We start from the raw sequence: 18,094 nt of genomic DNA, 5'->3' as shown, positions 1-18,094 counted from the left end.
AGATGAACGGCTACGGGCTGTCGGACCTCTGGCGGCAGGACCTGGTGTGGCAGAAGAGCCGGCGGAGCAATCCGAGCGGCAACTGCGTCGAGATGGCCGAACTCCCCAGCGGAGAGATCGCCGTACGCAACTCGCGGTACCCGGACGGGCCGGTGCTCGTCTACACCCGTGAGGAGGTCGAGGCCTTCGTCGGTGGCGCCAAGGACGGTGACTTCGACCACATGCTCGTCTGAACCGCCAGTAAACCGAACGGGATTTCATTTGCTCGTCCGGCCCGGTAGCGTGCGGTTCCATGCACCTGGGGCACATCGCCGCACAGACGCCCGGCAAGGCCGCCGTGATCATGGCGGGGTCGGGCCGGGTCATCACCTACCGGGAACTGGACGAGGAGTCCAACCGGCTCGCGCAGCTGCTCCGCGCCGAGGGGCTGCGCCCCGGGGACCACATCGCGTTCATGCTGGAGAATCATCCGCTGTACCTGGCCGTGGCGTGGGCGGCGCAACGGTCGGGGCTCTACTACACCCCCGTCAGCTCCCGGCTCCAGGCCGATGAGCTGGCCTACATCGTGGGCGACTGCGAGGCGAAGGTCTTCATCACCAGCGCGTCGATGGAGGCCGCCGCCGAGGCCCCGCCGGACGTGCCGCTGCGCCTCATGCTCGGCGGCACCGTCCCGGGCTACGAGTCGTACGAGGAGCGCGTGGCCGCGCACCCGGCCGAGCCGATCGCGGACGAGGCCGAAGGCCAGGACATGCTCTACTCGTCCGGCACCACCGGCCGTCCCAAGGGGGTCAAACCGCCGCTGTCGCTGGCCCCGATGGGCACCGAGGGCCCGCTGTTCAAGCTCCTGTCGCTGCTGTTCCGGCCCGACGGCGACTCGGTCTACCTCTCGCCCGCGCCGCTCTACCACGCCGCGCCGCTGCGCTACTGCCTCAACTTCCACCGCTTCGGCGCGACCGTCGTGGTGATGGAGCGGTTCGAGCCGGAGGCGGCCCTCGCGGCGATCGAGCGGTACGGCGTCACGCACGGCCAGTTCGTGCCGACCATGTTCATCCGCATGCTCAAGCTGCCGGACGAGGTCCGGGCCCGCTACGACGTGTCCAGCCTGCGCTGCGCCGTGCACGCCGCCGCACCCTGCCCCGTCCCGGTCAAGGAGCGGATGATCGAGTGGTGGGGACCGGTGCTGCACGAGTACTACGCGGGCACCGAGGGCAACTGCTTCGTCTACACCGGGTCCGCCGACTGGCTGGCGCACAGGGGCACCGTCGGACGGCCCCTGCTCGGCGAGGTCCACGTCTGCGACGAGGACGGCGCCGAGGTGCCGCCGGGCACCCCCGGGACGCTCTACTTCGGCGGCGGCCCCTCCTTCGAGTACCACGGCGACCGGGCCGGGACGGAGGCGTCCCGCGACCCCTGGGGCCACGGCTGGACCACCCTCGGCGACGTCGGCCACGTGGACGCCGACGGGTTCCTCTACCTCACCGACCGCCGCTCGTACGTGATCATCAGTGCCGGGGTGAACATCTACCCGCAGGAGGCCGAGAACGTGCTGGCCGTGCACCCGGAGGTCGCCGACGTGGCGGTGTTCGGCGTGCCGGACGCCGAGATGGGCGAGGCGGTCAAGGCCGTCGTCCAGCCCCTGTCGGCGGACGGCGCGGGCCCCGGGCTGGAGGCCGAGCTCATCGCCTACTGCCGCGAGCGGCTCGCCCACTACAAGTGCCCGCGCACCGTGGACTTCCGCGCCGAACTGCCCCGGCATCCCACCGGCAAGCTCTACAAGCGGCTGCTCAAGGACGAGTACTGGAAGGACCACCGCGCCGCGTCCGCCTGATGCGGCCCGGCGCTCCTGACGGGCCCGTGGACGACGAAGGCCCCGGCCCGGGACTCAAGGGTCCGGGCCGGGGCCTGCGGCGTGCGAGTGGCCTTCCAGCGCGCCGTGACGCGCCGGAGGGCCGTGCCTTCTAGTGCATCTGGATGGGCGCCTCGACCGGGGCGTCCGGCTTCTTGCGCGGCAGCAGCAGCGCCGGGATGAACGCCAGGAGCAGCGCCCCCGCCGCGAACCAGTAGGTGTGCTGGAAGGCGTCGGCCATCGGGCCGGCGATCTTGTCCATCACTTCCTTCGGGACCTTCGCGGCGGAACCGATCTCCCCGCCCCCGCCGCCGAGGTTGGAGGTGAGCTGGTTGGCCAGCAGCACCGAGATCATCGCGGTGCCGAGCGACGCCGACACCTGCTGGATGATGTTGAGCATCGTGGTGGCCCGCGGCACCTCGTCGTGGACCAGCGTCTGGATGGCCGCGGCCATCGTGGGCATCATCGTCATGCCCATGCCGAGGCCCATGACGAACAGCACGCCGCCGAGCGCCCAGTACGAGGCGTCGGCCTCGAGCACGCTGGCGAAGCCCGCCATCGACAGCACGACGACGACCATGCCCACCAGGACGACCCGGCCGGGGCCGAGCCGGTCGGTGAGCTTGCCGCCGATCGGCATGGTGACCATCGCGCCGAGGCCCTGCGGGGCCAGCAGCAGCCCGGAGGTGAGCGCGCTCTCCCCGCGGACCGTCTGGTAGTAGAGCGGCATGAGCAGCATGGCGCCCATGAACGCGGCCATGAAGAGCACCATCGTGCCCGAGGCCGCGGCCACCGAGCGCCGCTTCAGCAGGCGCAGGTCGATCAGCGGGTTCTTGGCGTTCATCGCGCGGAACACGAAGCCGATCACCAGGACCGCGCCGACGACCGTCGGGATGAGCGCCTCGGTCTTGGTGAAGTTGCGCAGCTCGGCGCCCTTGGCCAGGCCGTAGATCAGCGCGGCCAGGCCGGGGGACAGCAGGATCAGGCCGATCAGGTCGAGCCGCTCGCTCCGCTTGGGCGTGTCCCGCTTGAGGATGCGGCCCGCGAGGAACAGCGCGACGATGCCGATCGGCAGGTTGATGAAGAAGATCCAGCGCCAGGACACGTCGTCGACCAGGTAGCCGCCGAGGATCGGGCCGAGGATCGGGCCGAGCAGCATCGGGATGCCGACGACGCTCATCACCTGGCCGACCCGCTGCGGGCCGGCCGCCTGGGTCAGGATCGTCATGCCGGCCGGCATGATCATGCCGCCGCCGAGGCCCTGGAGCACCCGGAAGGCGATCAGCGACTCGGCCGACCAGGCCAGCCCGGCCAGCATCGAGCCGGCCACGAACAGGGTGATCGAGATCATGTAGAGGCGCTTGGTGCCGAACCGGGCCGAGGCCCACCCGGTGATCGGGATCACCGTGGCCAGCGCCAGGGTGTAGCCGGTCGCGACCCACTGGATCGTCGACAGCGGGGTCTTGAACTCCTTGGCGAGGTCGTTGATGGCGACATTGACGACGGTCACGTCCAGGATGGACATGATCGCACCGAGCACGACGACCATGGCCACCGCGAGCACGCCGCGATCAAGACCTCCACCGGCCGACGGCGCCGCAGGCGGGTCGTCTTTCGTCCGCGGAGACGCGGGAGCGGTCACTTACTGTTCCAATCGTCAGGGGCCGGCGCCCAGGGGCGCGCAGGGGCCGTCGAACACGGGTCTTAGGGGGTACCGAAGCAAAATAGTGCAGAGACTGACACTTTTGCGAACGCTTAAACCGGGACAGGAGCGGGAGTATTCCACCGAGGTAGGACAGTCTTCGCGAGTCTGTGCTGCTCCACGCGATATATCGTCTTACCTCGACAGAACTTCAGGTCAAGCGAGTGTGACGCACCCGACACCGACCTCTGCCCCTGCCGTCCGGCGCCGACCGGTCCCCACCGGAACGCATCGCCGCGTGCTAGGAGATCTTGAGTCGCCGCCCCAGCGTCTCCGCTCCCCGTACCTCTTGCCCCACTTTGATGTGAACTGTCAGCTTACGGTTGCCCGCGAGCGGCGTCAGATCGGTCCCGGGCGCGATCCCGGCGATGTGGAGGTCTCGCAGATCGGGCAGGGCCGCGAGCGGCTCAAGGTCGGACACCCTCTCGCAGCCGTTCAACCAGAGCCACTTCAGGCGATGCATCCTTGCGAGCGCTGTGAGGTCGCTCACGTTGGTCCAGCGCAAACCGAGATAGAGCAGGGAGGTCTGCGAGTCAAGAGCGCTCAGATCATCGATGGCACAGTTGTCCAGATTCAGCAGGTCGAGCCTGGACGGGGCCAGTGCGGCGAGATCGGTCACCCACGGGCAGCCGTTGAGGTAGAGGTACCTCACCTTCGGCGCCACGTTCATCAGCTCGGCGAGTCCGCAGTTGAGGCGAGACTCGTTCAAGTTGAGCAACTCCAGCGCGCCGAGTGGGGGAAGCATCTCCAGGTCGATCAGGTGGTGGCACTCGAGAAGCGACAGCGCACGCAGAGCAGACTGTCGGGCCAGCGCTGCGTAGTCGGTGACCTCTCCGAAGTCGGCCAGCCAGATCCTGTCCAGCCGCGGCAGCCTGTCCAGGAAGTCGAGGTCGTCGAGCCACGGTGCGCTCATGGTCAGCCGCCGTAGCTGTGGCAGCGCCGGCAGGAGGGTGAGGTCGGCCTTCTCGGACCGGGTGGTGAAGTCGATCTGCAGCTCCTCGAGCGCCTGTGCGTGCGCCTCCAGCGGCCCGAGGTCCACGGGGTCCACGAGCCGGATGTGGAGCCCCGTCCGGGGCGGCAGGGCGCGTAGCGTCGCCATCTGCCTGGGGGAACGGTTCACTCGGAGTTCCCAGGTCGTCGGGGCCTTGGCCAGGACCCGTTCGGCGTACTCCTGGGGATCGAAGTAGTCCCAGGCCTCGTTCAGCTCGATCTGGACGACTTCGCGCGGGTCGGGGGCGTAGCGCGTCAGGACGTCCAGCGCCTCGGGGCCGTTGATCAGCCAGGCGGCGCGGACGCAGGCGACGGCGACGGCGTCGGAGAGGCCGCCGAGGGTCGCGGGGAGCCGGGACAGCACCGCCTCCCCGGCCGTCGCCAGGGAGCGGGACGAGGCGGTGTCGCGGGGCGGGGTGAGGTCGTCCAGGCAGGTGTCGAGGGCCTGGCGGAGGTCCGCGGGGACGGACGGGAGGGTCTCCAGGCAGGCGACGGCCAGCAGCTTCAGGCGGCGGGCGCGCTTCGGCTCCGCCGCGACGCGGCCGAGGACGCCGGTGATCAGCTCCCGGCGCAGCGGCTCGTTGGCGTGGCCGGCGGCCATGATCACGGTCTCCCGCCAATGGTCGCGGTGGGCGTTCTGGACGAGCAGGTCCATGTCGCCCAGGTCGGCCGCCTGCTTGGCGGTCAGGTACTCCTGGACGGTCCGGTGCACGAAGTCGATGCGGTCCGGCACCGGTTCGCGGATCACGCCGCTGCGCTGGAGCAGCAGCTCGAGGACGGCCGCCGCGCTCGCGCGGACCTGCGGCATGGTGGCGAGCCGGTCGGCGACGAGCCGTTCGACCATGGGCTTGGGCAGCTCCACCCGCGCGCTCGTCGACAGGTGCCAGGCCAGGTCCTGAAGGATGCGGACCTTCTGGTCGCGTTCGAGGGAGACGCCGGCGGCGCTCGGGATGCCGCGCTTGGCGTCGCGGGTCTCCAGCAGGAGGTCGAGCGCGGCGGTGTAGAGGCCCATCCGGTCGCGCGGCAGGGTCTCCCGGTCGAGGTTGAGCGCGCACAGCATCGCGGCCAGCAGCGGGCTGGACGCGAGCGTGCGCAGGTGCGGTGCCGCCTCCAGCCGCGCCAGCAGCTTGGCCTCATAGGACGGGAGCCGTTCGGGCGTGCACGGGAGGTCGTCGCAGTGGCGCACGGCGCTGTGCCAGTGCTGGACGAGCGCGCGCAGGTCGGCGGGTCCGAGCTGTTCGAGGAAGACGGTGGCGAAGCCCTCCGCGCGCAGCCAGTCCGATCCGGCCGCCGCGGGCCGCGAGGTGACGATGACGCGGACGCCGCGGAACTCGGCGACCAGCTCCTTGATCCACTGCCGGACGGCCTGCCGGCGCGTCCCGGTGACCTCGTCCACCCCGTCGACCAGCAGCAGCGCGCGTCCGGACGCCAGGCGCCGGTGCGCCCAGCCGCGCGGCATGATCCCGGCGAGGTTGCCGGCCATGTCGTCGAGGTACTCCTCCGGGCGGGGCAGCGGCCCGTCCGGGTGGCTGCGCAGCTTGATCATGAAGGGCACGCAGTCGTTCCAGCCGGCCAGGTCGCCGGTGAACCTCCCGCGCGCCGCGGTCACCGCCAGCCAGCGCAGCAGCGTGCTCTTGCCGCCGCCCGCCTCGCCGCGCAGGAGCGTCAGCCGGTGGTCGCTCAGCGCGGACTCCACCCGCACCGCGCCGCTCTCGCGGGCCTCGGCGCGCCAGGCGTCGACGGGGACGGCCTGGGCGCCGGTCCTGGGACGGCGCGCCCCGCCCTCCTCGGAGACGTTCAGGCTGATGTAGGCGACGCTCAGCGCGGTCTGGGGGCGGGTGAGCCGTTCGAAGCGGACGCCGAAGAGTTCGAGGGTGTCGAGGTTCTCGCTGATGGAGGCGAGGTAGCGGCGGGTGAAGTCGGTGTCGTCGGCCTCCCCTTCGGGGGCCATCAGCGAACGGGCGGGCAGGCGGGCGAGGACGGCGCCGACCTGGTCGGCGAGGCCGGTGAGGCGGCCGAGCGCCTCCACCGAGGCGCGCGGGGCGAACTGCGGCAGGTGGATCATGATGCGGGCCAGGCAGTCGCACGCCTCGTCGAGCACCGTCTCGTACAGCCGCGCGCCCGCCTCGCCGAGCTCGAACCCGGCCGTGCGCGCGGGCAGCCGCGAGCGCAGCCCCCGGGACAGCTTCACCGGGTCGGCGTCCGCCGCGAAGAACGCCTCGTCCGACAGGTCGGCACCGTCGAGGGTGCGGACCGCCTCGTGCAGGGCGGCCTCGCGGTCGCCGCCCGCCAGCCCGCCGTACTCGTGCCGCGCGAACGTCAGCAGCCGCTCGGCGACCGAGTCGGCGATGTCCTCGAACTGGCGGTGCGCCCGGCGCCGCTTGATCTCGTCGGGGATGCCGATCCGGACCAGCTCGGCCAGGTCCCTTCCGGCGGCGTCCCGGGCCGACCGGCCCGCCAGCCAGCGGCCCGCCGCGAGCTGGACGACCGATCTCCCGACGCCGAACGCGGCCATCTCGACGGACACCGGCGCCCCTCTCCTACGGTTGCGGGCCCCAGTATCGCGAGAAAAGCCCGGCTCGTCCCAGCGGTCGCCGATGATGCGGGTGACCACATCCGGGCTCCATCCGACGCGCCCGCGCCCCGCTTCGCGGCGGGTTCCGGCCGGTGAGCGGGGCATAGAGCAGGTGTGACGCCCTGGACCTCGGACGAGCCCGCGCGCTCCCCGTTCGCGTTGCCGCGCGGGGTGCGCGGCCGGCTCGCCGGGCTCTTCATGCTGTGCACCAACCGGCAGCGCGACCTGCTCGGGCTGCTCGGCGTCCGGGCGGGGGAGCGGATCCTGGAGGTCGGCTACGGGCCCGGCGGTCTGATCCGGCACCTCCGGCGGACGCCCGCGCGGCTGATCTGCGGCGTCGACCCGTCACCGGAGATGCGCGACCTGGCGGCCGGGCCGCATCGGGCGCAGATCGCCGCGGGACGGATCGACCTGCGGATCGGCACCGCCGACCGCACCGGGTTCGCGGACGCCGCGTTCGACGCCGTGGTCTCGGTGAACAACGTCGGGCTGTGGCCCGACCTGGAGGCGGGGATGCGCGAGCTGCACCGGGTGACCCGTCCCGGCGGCCGGGTGCTGATCGCCTGGCACGGCGGACGGCGGCCGTCCCCGCTGACGCGCAGGCTCAGTCTGCCCGAGCACCAGCTCGCCCGCGTCGAACGCGCGCTCCGCGACCGCTTCTCCGGCGTCCGCCGGGACGAGCTGCCGGGCCTCACCGTCTTCGGCGCCGTCCGCTGAGCCCGGTCCGCAGCGGCCCGTCCGGCCTGTTCGGCCCGGTCAGGTGGGGGGAAGGCCGAGGGCGCGGGCGATGAGCATCCGCTGGACCTCCGAGGTGCCCTCGCCGACCTCCAGGATCTTGGCGTCGCGGTAGAAGCGGCCCACCGGGTACTCGTTCATGAAGCCGTAGCCGCCGAAGATCTGCGTCGCCTCGCGGGCGTTGTCCATCGCGGCGTTGGAGGCGACCAGCTTGGCGATGGCGGCCTCCTTCTTGAACGGCTCGCCGGCCAGCAGCCGCGCCGCGGCGGCGTAGTAGGCCAGCCGCGCGGTGTGGGCGCGCACCTCCATGTCGGCGATCTTGAACTGGACGGCCTGGTAGCGGCCGATCTCCTTGCCGAACGCGGCCCGCTCGCCGACGTAGCGCAGGCACTCGTCCACGCAGCCCTGCGCGAGGCCGACCGACAGGGCGGCGATGGCGATCCGGCCCTCGTCCAGGATGCGCAGGAACTGGGCGTAGCCCCGGCCGCGCTCCCCGACGAGGTTCTCGGCGGGGACCCGGACGTCGTCGAAGGCCAGCTCGTGGGTGTCGGACGCCGACCAGCCGACCTTGGAGTACTTGGCGCCGACGGTGAAGCCCGGCGTGCCGTTCGGGACCAGGATTGTGGAGATCTCGCCGTCGCCGGTGAACGCGGTGACGGTGACGAACGAGGTGATGTCGGTGCCGGAGTTGGTGATGAACGACTTGGAGCCGTTGATCACCCAGTGGTCGCCGTCCAGGACCGCGGTGGTGCGCATCCCGCCGGGGACGTCGGAGCCGCCGCCGGGCTCGGTCAGCCCGAACGCGCCGAGCTGCGCGCCGGAGGTCAGCCGGGGCAGCCACTCGCTCTTCTGCGCCTCGGTGCCGAACCGGTGGATCGGCATGGCCCCGAGCGAGACCCCCGCCTCCAGCGTGATCGCGACCGAGGAGTCGACCCGGGCGAGCTCCTCCAGCGCCAGGCACAGCGCGAAATAGTCGCCGCCCATGCCGCCGTGCTCCTCGGGGAACGGCAGCCCGAACAGCCCCATCCTGCCCATCGCGGCGACGATCTCGTACGGGAACTCGCCCCGCTCGTAGAGGTCCCCGATCACCGGCGCGACGGTCTCGCGGGCGAACCGCTCGACCGTGCTCCGCAGCTCCTCCTGCTCGCTGGTGAGACTGAAATCGATCATGTCCTCTACTCTCTGTTCATGGTCGCGCTTGTGTATGGTCGCGCCTTCGGCGCTCCGGTTCGCAGGCGCTTCACGCGCGGCCTTCCCTCGTCGCTCTGGTCGCTTCGCTCCCGGCGCTCCTCAGTCCAGGCCACGCGCGCCTGCTCACTCGGCCAGGGCCTGGACTACGCGGGACGGGCTGGGGCGGCCGAGCCGGGCGGCCATCCACCGGCTGGTCTCGGCGAGCCGGCGGAGGTCGACGCCGGTCTCGACGCCTAGGCCGTCCAGCATCCAGACCAGGTCCTCGGTGGGCAGGTTGCCGGTGGCGCTCTCGGCGTACGGGCAGCCGCCGAGACCGCCCGCGGAGGCGTCCACGACGGTGACGCCGGCGCGGAGCGCGGCCAGGGTGTTGGCCAGGGCCTGGCCGTAGGTGTCGTGGAAGTGGACCGCGAGCCGGTCGGCGCCGACGCCCGCCGCGGCCAGGGCCTCGATCAGCGCGGTGACCTGGCCGGGGGTGCCGACGCCGATGGTGTCGCCGAGGCTGAGCTCGGAGCAGCCGAGATCCATCATCCGGGTCGCGACGGAGACGACCTGCTCGATCGGGACGTCGCCCTCCCACGGGTCGCCGCAGACCATCGAGACGTAGCCGCGCACCCACAGGCCCTCGGCGCGGGCCCGGTCGACGACGGGCGCGAACATCGCCAGGGACCCCTCGACGGTCCGGTTGAGGTTGCGGCGGGCGAACGTCTCGGTCGCGCTGCCGAAGATCGCGATCTCGGTGATCCCGTTGGCCAGGGCCCGGTCGAGGCCGCGCTCGTTCGGGACCAGCACCGGATAGCGGACGGCGGGGTCGCGGGTCACCGCGCCGAGGAGCTCCTCGGCGTCGGCGAGCTGCGGCACCCACCTCGGGTGGACGAAGCTGGTGGTCTCGATGGTGCGCAGCCCGGCGCCGGCGAGCCGGGCGACGAACTCGGCCTTGTCGGCGACCGGGACGATCGCCTTCTCGTTCTGCAACCCGTCCCGGGGGCCGACCTCGTAGATCGTCACCCGCTCCGGGAGCCCGTCCAGCGGTACCCGCATCAGCCCTCCTCGATGACGGCCAGCACCGCGTCCAGGGCGACCTGCGCCCCCGCGCGGGCGGGCAGCCGGGTCACGGTGCCGGCGATCGGCGCGGTGACGGTGTGCTCCATCTTCATGGCCTCGACCACGACGACCGGTTGGCCCTCGACGACCGCGTCGCCCTCGGCCACCTTGACCGCGAGCACGGTGCCGGGCATCGGGCTGCGCAGCACCCCGTCGCCGGTCACCGCCGCCGCTCCGGCCTCGTCGGTCCGGACGTGCTCGGTCAGCGCCCAGGCGTGCCCGCCGCGGCCGAGCCACAGCGTGCCGCCGTCGCGGGCGGCGGCGAACGTGACCGTCCGGCCGCCGTAGGCGAGGGTGCCGCCGTCGAGGGACGCCGGGACGGGCCCGCCGTCGCCGATCCTGACCTGGGCGCCGCCGGCGCGGCCCTGGACGCGGACCTCGACCGGGTCGCCGCCCGCCGGGGTGATGATCCACGGGGTCCAGGCGGGCGCGCCGGGGCGCCAGCCGTCCGGGACGGCCCACGGGTCGGGGTCGGCGGTCTCCAGCGAGCGCATCCGGTCGAGCGCGGCGGCGGCGAGCACCTCGGGCGGGACGTCGCCCGCGCCGGAGACCAGGCCGTCCAGGGACCGCTCGACCAGCCCGGTGTCGAGATCGCCCGCGGCGACGGCGGGGTGGCGGAGCAGCGCGCGCAGGAACGCGACGTTGGTCGGGACGCCGAGAAGGGTGTACGCGGCGAGCGCGCGGTCCAGGCGGCGCAGCGCCTCGGCCCGGTCGGCGCCCCAGACGACCACCTTGGCGAGCATCGGGTCGTACGAGCCGCCGACCTCGGTGCCGGGTTCGAGACCGGAGTCGACGCGGACGTCCGGCCCCGCGGGCTCGGTGAGCGCCAGCACCCGGCCGCCGGTCGGCAGGAAGCCGCGGGCGGGGTCCTCGGCGTACACCCGGGCCTCGGCGGCGTGGCCGGTCAGCCTCACCTCGTCCTGCGTGAATGGGAGGGCCGCGCCGGCGGCGATCCGGAGCTGGAGCTCCACCAGGTCGAGCCCGGTGATCAGCTCGGTGACGGGGTGCTCGACCTGGAGCCGGGTGTTCATCTCCATGAAGAAGTACTCGCCGGGGCGGTCGGCGGAGACGATGTACTCGACCGTGCCCGCACCGGTGTAGCCGACGGCCCGCGCGGCGGCGACGGCGCTGGCGCCCATCCGCGCGCGGGCCTCCTCGTCCAGCAGCGGCGACGGCGCCTCCTCGATGATCTTCTGGTGGCGGCGCTGGAGGCTGCACTCGCGCTCGCCCAGGTGCACGGCGCCGCCGCGGCCGTCGGCGAAGACCTGGATCTCGATGTGCCGGGGGTTCTCGACGAACCGCTCGGCGAGCAGGGTGTCGTCGCCGAACGAGGCGGCGGCCTCGCGGCGCGCGGACGCGATCGCGCCGGGCAGCTCGGCGGCGTCGCGGACCAGGCGCATGCCCTTGCCGCCGCCGCCCGCCGACGGCTTGAGCAGGACGGGCAGGCCGACCTCCAGCGCCGCCGCCTCCAGCTCCGCGTCCGACAGGCCCGCCTCGTGGGTGGTCGTCCCTCCTTGCAGGGAGCTGCCCGGGACCACCGGGACCCCGGCGGCGGCCACCGTCCGCTTGGCGCGGATCTTGTCGCCCATCGCCTCGATCGCCTCGGCGGGCGGGCCGATGAAGACCAGCCCGGCGGCGGCGCAGGCGCGGGCGAACGCCGCGTTCTCGGCCAGGAACCCGTAACCGGGGTGGACGGCCTCGGCGCCGGTCGCGCGGGCCGCCTCGACGACCGCCGCGATGTCGAGGTAGGACGGGATCCGCACCGCCTCGTCGGCCTCGCGCGCGTGGCGGGCCCCGGCGTCGGCGTCGCTGTGCACCGCGATCGACCGGACGCCGAGCCGGCGCAGCGTGCGGAACACCCGGACCGCGATCTCGCCGCGGTTGGCGACCAGGACGCTCTCGAACATCGTCACCCTCACATCCGGAAGACGCCGTAGCCGACCGGCTCCAGCGGTGCGTTCGCCGCGACCGACAGCCCGAGGCCGAGCACCCGGCGGGTGTCGGCGGGGTCGATGACGCCGTCGTCCCACAGCCGGGCCGTCGAGTAGTAGGGGTTGCCCTGCTCCTCGTACTGCTCCCGGATCGGCGCCTTGAACGCCTCCTCGTCCTCGGCGGACCAGGCGTCGCCGAGCTGGTCGCGGCGGACGGTCGCCAGCACGCTCGCGGCCTGCTCGCCGCCCATCACCGAGACGCGCGCGTTCGGCCACATCCACAGGAAGCGCGGCGAGTACGCCCGGCCGCACATCGCGTAGTTGCCCGCGCCGAACGACCCGCCGATCACCACGGTGAACTTGGGCACGCGGGCGCAGGCCACGGCGGTGACCATCTTGGCGCCGTGCTTGGCGATGCCGCCCGCCTCGTACTCGCGGCCGACCATGAACCCGGTGATGTTCTGGAGGAACACCAGCGGGATCGAGCGCCGGTCGCACAGCTCGATGAAGTGCGCGCCCTTCTGCGCCGACTCGCCGAACAGGATGCCGTTGTTGGCGACGATCCCGACCGGATGACCGTGGATCCGGGCGAAGCCGGTCACCAGCGTCGCCCCGTACTCCTTCTTGAACTCCTGGAACCGGCTGCCGTCGACGACGCGCGCGATGACCTCCCGCACGTCGTAGGGGGTGCGGGCGTCGGCCGGGACGACGCCGTACAGCTCGCCGGGGTCGGCGGCGGGCTCCTCGGGCGGCGCGGTCTCCCAGGGGCGCGGCTCGCGCGGGCCGAGGGTGCCGACGATGTCGCGGACGATCCGGAGCGCGTGCGCGTCGTTCTCGGCGAGGTGGTCGGTGACGCCGGAGACGCGGGAGTGCAGCTCGCCGCCGCCGAGCTCCTCGGCGGTGACGACCTCGCCGGTCGCGGCCTTCACCAGCGGCGGGCCGCCGAGGAAGATGGTGCCCTGGCCGCGCACGATGACCGCCTCGTCGCTCATCGCCGGGACGTACGCGCCGCCCGCCGTGCACGAGCCGAGCACCGCCGCGATCTGCGGGACGCCGCGCGCCGACATGGTCGCCTGGTTGTAGAAGATGCGGCCGAAGTGCTCGCGGTCGGGGAACACCTCGTCCTGCCGGGGCAGGAACGCCCCGCCGGAGTCGACGAGGTACACGCACGGCAGCCGGTTGTGCAGGGCCACCTCCTGCGCGCGCAGGTGCTTCTTCGCCGTGACCGGGTAGTAGGTGCCGCCCTTGACGGTGGCGTCGTTGGCGACGACGACGCACTCGCGGCCCGCGATCCGGCCGATGCCGGTGATGATCCCCGCGCCGGGCGCCTCGTCGCCGTACAGTCCGGCCGCGGCGAGCGGCGACAGCTCCAGGAACGGCGACCCGGGGTCGAGGAGGGTGTCGACGCGGTCGCGGGGGAGCAGCTTCCCGCGCGCGACGTGCCGTTCGCGGGACCGCTCCGGCCCGCCGCGTCCCGTCCGGTCGACGCGGTCGCGCAGCTCGGCCGCCAGGGCCTGGTTGTGCGCGGCGTTCCGCTTGAACGCCGCGTCGCCGGGATCGGCGCGCGTGCCCAGCTCAGGTCCGCTCATCACCCGTCCTCGTCGACAGTTAATGTTCATTAACAACGCCGATGTTAATAGCCGTTAACAACGACAGTCTAGACTTTCGCCATGGCGTATCGAACGGACGGGCCGTCCCCCCGGCCCGGCGGCGCCGCCGGGGCGGTGCCGTCCCCCCGGCGGGCCGAGATCCTGGCCGCCGCGGCCGAGCTGTTCGCGCGGCGCGGCTTCCACGGCGTGTCCATCGGCGACCTCGGCCGGGCCGTCGGGCTCACCGGACCGGCCCTCTACCGGCACTTCAGCGGCAAGGAGGCGATGCTCGCCGAGATGCTGCTCGACATCAGCGAGCGGCTGCGCGCCGAGGGTGTCCGCCGCGCCGCCGACCCCGACCCCGGCCGGGCGCTGGACGCCCTGCTGCGCTGGCACGTCTCGTTCGCGCTCGGCAACCCGGCGCTGATCACCGTGCACGAGCGGGAGCTCGACAACGTGCCCGAGCCGCAGCGGCACCGGATCCGCCGGATCCAGCGCGGCTACGTCGAGGAGTGGGTCGCGGTGCTGCTCCGGGCCCGTCCCGGACGGTCCGAGGAGCGCGCCCGCGCCGCCGTGCACGCCTGCTTCGGACTGCTCAACTCCACCCCGCACAGCGCCGCGGGGCTCGACCGCGAGGCCATGGCGGGCCTGCTGCGGATGATGGCCCGCGCCGCGCTCGCCGCCGAGGGCGGGGGCGGGGGCGAGGAGATGGCGGACTGACCCGTCCACAAGATTAAACTGAATCCAGTTTTAGGTTTTGTGGGGTTGGGCACGGCGGGGCAGGTCAGCAGGTGGCGGCCCGGCCGCCGAGCGACGCTTCGACCGCCGCGGCGAACCGGCCCGCGTCGACGGCCTCGCCCGAGAAGATCTTGCGGGCGCAGCCGCGGAAGGTCGTGCTGAAGGTGTCGTAGTGCTCGGTCACCGGACGCGGCCTGGCCCCGGCGAGGGCGGAGACGATGGCGTCGGCCAGGGTGGTGAGCCGCTCGGGCGTCATGGCGTCCGGTTCGCCGGCCGGGTTGTCGGGGTCGTTCCGCGTCCTCGGGTCGTCCTTGAGGAGCTGCGAGCAGGTCCGGATCCCCGTCGCGGCGGCGCCCCGCGGCGGTTCCGGGGGCAGCCCGAACACCGACGCGCGGGCCGGGACGAAGCCGCCGCAGGAGTAGAGCCGCTTCTGGGCCTCGTCGCCGGTGAGGTACTCGATCAGCGCGAGCGCGTCGGCGGCGTGCCGGGAGTGCCGCGAGATCGCCAGGGTCTGCCCGCCGAGGACGGTGTCGCCCGGCGGCGCGGCCACGGTGAACCGCAGCCGCCCGCCGTCGCGCAGGCCCGGCTCGTTGGCGAGGTTGCGGTAGGCGTACGGCCAGAGCCGCATCGCCAGGTCGTCCCCGCCCCGGGCGAACGCCTCGATGGTCTCCTGCTCCTGGTAGCCGAGCTGGAACGAGGTGAGCAGCGGGCTGCCGGACCGCGTCATCCGCTTGGCGACCTCCTCGAGCGCGGGCTGCACGCGGTCGCGCAGCTCGGCCCGCCCGGTGCCGGCCGTCCCGGTGAGGAGCCCGGCGCCGCCGTGGTTCCAGACGGCCTCCAGCGCGTTGACGGTCAGGCCCTCGTAGTCGCCGAGCTGCGCGGTGTACCGGTCGTCCGGCCAGGCGTCCGGGGTGGCCGGGCGCTTCGCCTTGTCGCGGAAGTAGAGGAGCCCGACGTCCAGGTTGAACGGCAGCGCGTACTGCCGGTGGTCGTAGGACCCCATCGCCAGGCCCTTGGGGAAGAACCCCTTGGTGTCGGGCGGGCGCGACCCGATGTCGTCGAGTGGCCGCAGGAAGCCGCCGGCCGCGAAGCCGGCCGTCCACGGGCCGTCCAGGATGAGCACGTCGTAGGCGCAGCTCCCGGACTCCTCGACGGCCTTGAGCTGGCTGTGCTGCTGGTCCGACAGCGGGGACACCTCGGTGAGCCGGGCCTTCGGCCGCGCGCCCCGGTCGCCGCCGTTCCAGTCCTCGATCAGCGAGCGGCGCTGGCTGTTGAGGCTGACGTCGGTGCCGCCCGCGACGGTGAGCTCGCCCGCGGAGCAGTCGTCGGGCGGCGCGCGGTGGAACGGCTGGAACACCACGACCGCGGCGACCGCGACCGCGATCACCGCCCCCGCGACCGCGCAGGCGGCCGCCGTGACCGGGTGCCGCCGGGTCGTGCCGCGCAGATCGAGGCCGCTGTGCATCCTCATCCTTCCGCCGTCCGCAGTCCGCCGTGGTCGTGGTCAGCGCAGTCTCGACAGGAGCCGCGCGGCCTGTTCCTCGTTCACCTCGTCGCCCATCCGCTCGCAGCCCCCCTTGTACTCGCCGGTCCCCGCGAGCTTCCGGGTGATCTCCTTGACGGGGGAGTCGCCGCAGCCCGTCGGGCCCGTCAGCAGCAGCGTCACCCGCACGCCCGGATGGTCCTCGCGGAAGCGGCCGAGCCGGTCGAGGCTCGCGGCGAGCCCCGGGTTGGTCTTGGAGACCTGCCCGTCGGTGACGACGAGGAGATCGGTCCGGCCGGGCGGGAGGGAGGCGGCCAGGATCGCGTCGGCCAGCGGCGCGTCCTTGTACGCCGGCGTCCGGGTGAGCAGCCCGTCGGTCACCTGCTGGGGATGGCCGGGCGCCGACATCAGGTCGCTGCGGACGGGCTGGTCCACCCGGATCGGCCCGGGGGAGGCGGGGAGCGCGAACGTCTGGAGGCCGACGACGTCGTCGTTGTAGAGCTGGCTCACCAGGCTTCGCAGGAACGACACCGCCACCGTGAGCCGGTTGCCGAGCGCGCGGGTGGACGCCGACGGCGGCGCGCCCATCGACCCCGAGGTGTCGAGCATCAGCGCCACCTGCACCTTCTTGCGCGCGTCCCGGATCGCGTCGAGCGCCTGCTGGGCGTCGGGGGCGGCCGTCCCGGGGACGGTGCCGGGCACGACGTTGTTGCCGAGCCGGTTGAGGGCGTTCAGGTACGGGTGGGCGGCGTCCAGCCCGTCGGACGTGCGGAACCTGTGGCCGCGGTCGCGGAACCCCTGCGAGGTCAGCGGATGCCCCTTCAGCCAGGTCCGGAACGCGTCGACCGCCTCGTCGCGTCGCCTGGTGCCCTGCCCCGGCCACCGCACATGGACGAACGGATGGTCGAGGCTCGGCAGGTCGCGCGCGTAGTAGGGGTACAGCTTCCACTGCGCGTACGGGATGTCGTCGGCCTTGACCGCGCCGCACCCGTCGCCCAGCGCCCGCCCCGCGTTGTAGTCGTTCAGCACGTTCTCGGGGACGGCGACGGCGACGCCGCGCGGAGGCGCGGCCACGGGCGACGCCGCCTTGCCGGGGGCGTCGCGCATCTGCGCCTCGGCCTGCGCGCGGACCTTGCACAGCAGCGCCACGGGGTCGGGGGCGAGCCATCCGGCGGGGCTGATGAACCGCTCGGCCTCCTCGCCCGCGGGGGCGAGCCCGGCCGCGTGGACCGCCCGCTGAAGGACCGGGGTCACGGCCAGTGCCGCGGACGAACTCTCTGGAATCGGGCGCGCGATGCCGTGCAGGCCGACCTCTTTGAACGATTCGAGTAGTTCGTCCGTGCTGCCGCGCAGCGGTTCCCGCGTCCCGCCGTAAACGGCCCCGTTGTCGTCGCCGAACAGCGCGAGCACCAGGGGCGAGTTCCCGACCGTGACGGGATGCCGTTCGAACTCCGGAGTGTGCCCCGACGAACTGGACGACAGCGCCTTTTCCGCGTACCGGTATTCGGCGGTCGACGACGGAATCCAGATGTCGGGCTGCGGGCCGACGAGCTGGGACCCGACCGTGGTGCGGTCGCGGGCCCAGGAATCGGCAAATCCATTCCGGACCGAGGTCGCACCGGGTTCCGCCGCGACGGTCACCGCGTACCGCGAGCAGCCGTCGTGCCGCTCGTCCGCGGCGAAGTCGGCCGCGGCCTGCCGGAGCGGGGTCAGCGCGTCCGGCGTGGTGAGGATCCGCAGGTCGAGGGGCCGTCCGCACGGGCGGCCCTGCTCGCCGACGAGGCGGACGCCGTACCCCGCGAGCAGGACGATCGCCAGGACGGCCGCGCCGCCCGCCCCCCAGATCGTCGCCCGCGCCGCCCAGGTGAGGCCGAGCAGAAGTCTGCGCAGCAGCCTCAGGGCCAGCGGCCGGTTGAAATGGAAAAGGGCGAACAGGCCGCCGCCCACGGTCACCGACAAAGCGACGAGGACGGTGAGGGTAATGCCGATGGTGCGCCAGAAAGTGCCGTGGAAAGGGGTCAGGACCGACCCGGCCAGCAGGGAGGCGGCGACCTCGATCACCAGGGCGTGCAGCGTCGGGATCAGCCAGGGGAGATAGCGGTGCTCGGGATTCTCCCGATCGCCGTCATGTGCACCGTTCATGCAGGCCCCATCGCCGTCCCTGTCGACGTCGGCCCCCGAACGCCTCCATCCTATGATCCCGTTCACCGCTG

12 protein-coding genes are annotated in these 18,094 nt (G+C 72.9%); 4 read left to right on the top strand and 8 right to left on the bottom strand.

Translation table 11 applies throughout. The annotated features are described in order from the left end of the window. The first annotated feature begins 2 nt into the window (after positions 1-2). The gene (locus QP090_RS20300; protein ID WP_285940684.1) at positions 3-233 is read left to right on the top strand and encodes a DUF397 domain-containing protein; all 231 of its coding nucleotides are present in this window, start codon (positions 3-5) and stop codon (positions 231-233) included. 59 nt (positions 234-292) lie between these two features. After that, complete coding sequence (locus tag QP090_RS20295) at positions 293-1,828, top strand: acyl-CoA synthetase (RefSeq protein WP_285940683.1); 1,536 nt, start codon at positions 293-295, stop codon at positions 1,826-1,828. Positions 1,829-1,958: 130 nt separating this feature from the next. On the opposite strand, the gene QP090_RS20290 is transcribed toward QP090_RS20295, so the two are convergent. Together QP090_RS20290 and QP090_RS20285 are read right to left on the bottom strand one after the other, a co-directional pair. Next, positions 1,959-3,410: a DHA2 family efflux MFS transporter permease subunit gene (locus QP090_RS20290; protein WP_285940682.1), complete on the bottom strand. Its 1,452-nt coding sequence runs from the start codon at positions 3,408-3,410 to the stop codon at positions 1,959-1,961. 379 nt (positions 3,411-3,789) lie between these two features. Next, positions 3,790-7,065 (bottom strand): NACHT domain-containing protein, encoded by a 3,276-nt coding sequence (locus tag QP090_RS20285; RefSeq protein WP_285940681.1) that lies wholly within the window; start codon positions 7,063-7,065, stop codon positions 3,790-3,792. A 162-nt stretch (positions 7,066-7,227) separates the two neighbouring features. On the opposite strand from QP090_RS20285, the gene QP090_RS20280 reads away from it, so the two are divergent. Beyond that, a complete protein-coding gene (locus QP090_RS20280; protein ID WP_285940680.1) occupies positions 7,228-7,830 on the top strand; it encodes a class I SAM-dependent methyltransferase in 603 nt (200 codons plus the stop codon). 39 nt (positions 7,831-7,869) lie between these two features. Here the strand turns inward: QP090_RS20280 and QP090_RS20275 are convergent, their stop codons facing one another. The 4 genes from QP090_RS20275 to QP090_RS20260 form a co-directional block, all read right to left on the bottom strand. Then, entirely contained in the window at positions 7,870-9,018 is a 1,149-nt protein-coding gene (locus tag QP090_RS20275) for an acyl-CoA dehydrogenase family protein (RefSeq protein WP_285940679.1), read from the bottom strand. A gap of 144 nt (positions 9,019-9,162) precedes the next feature. Continuing rightward, positions 9,163-10,077, bottom strand: a complete 915-nt coding sequence (locus QP090_RS20270; protein ID WP_285940678.1) for a hydroxymethylglutaryl-CoA lyase — start codon at positions 10,075-10,077, stop codon at positions 9,163-9,165. Next, complete coding sequence (locus QP090_RS20265; protein WP_285941384.1) at positions 10,077-12,047, bottom strand: acetyl/propionyl/methylcrotonyl-CoA carboxylase subunit alpha; 1,971 nt, start codon at positions 12,045-12,047, stop codon at positions 10,077-10,079. The genes QP090_RS20270 and QP090_RS20265 overlap by 1 nt, the downstream gene beginning before the upstream one ends. A gap of 8 nt (positions 12,048-12,055) precedes the next feature. After that, complete coding sequence (locus tag QP090_RS20260) at positions 12,056-13,660, bottom strand: carboxyl transferase domain-containing protein (protein WP_285940677.1); 1,605 nt, start codon at positions 13,658-13,660, stop codon at positions 12,056-12,058. An 81-nt stretch (positions 13,661-13,741) separates the two neighbouring features. Here QP090_RS20260 and QP090_RS20255 point away from each other — a divergent pair, with 81 nt between their 5' ends. Continuing rightward, complete coding sequence (locus tag QP090_RS20255; protein ID WP_285940676.1) at positions 13,742-14,380, top strand: SACE_7040 family transcriptional regulator; 639 nt, start codon at positions 13,742-13,744, stop codon at positions 14,378-14,380. Between the two features lie 64 nt (positions 14,381-14,444). Here QP090_RS20255 and QP090_RS20250 read toward each other — a convergent pair whose 3' ends face one another. Both QP090_RS20250 and QP090_RS20245 read right to left on the bottom strand, forming a co-directional pair. Then, positions 14,445-15,863: an extracellular solute-binding protein gene (locus QP090_RS20250; protein WP_285940675.1), complete on the bottom strand. Its 1,419-nt coding sequence runs from the start codon at positions 15,861-15,863 to the stop codon at positions 14,445-14,447. Between the two features lie 39 nt (positions 15,864-15,902). After that, entirely contained in the window at positions 15,903-18,023 is a 2,121-nt protein-coding gene (locus QP090_RS20245; RefSeq protein ID WP_285940674.1) for a vWA domain-containing protein, read from the bottom strand. Positions 18,024-18,094: the final 71 nt, after the last annotated feature.

Source organism: Actinomadura xylanilytica, assembly GCF_030283145.1.
Lineage (GTDB): Bacteria > Actinomycetota > Actinomycetes > Streptosporangiales > Streptosporangiaceae > Spirillospora > Spirillospora xylanilytica.
This window is presented reverse-complemented; position numbering and strand designations above follow the sequence as displayed.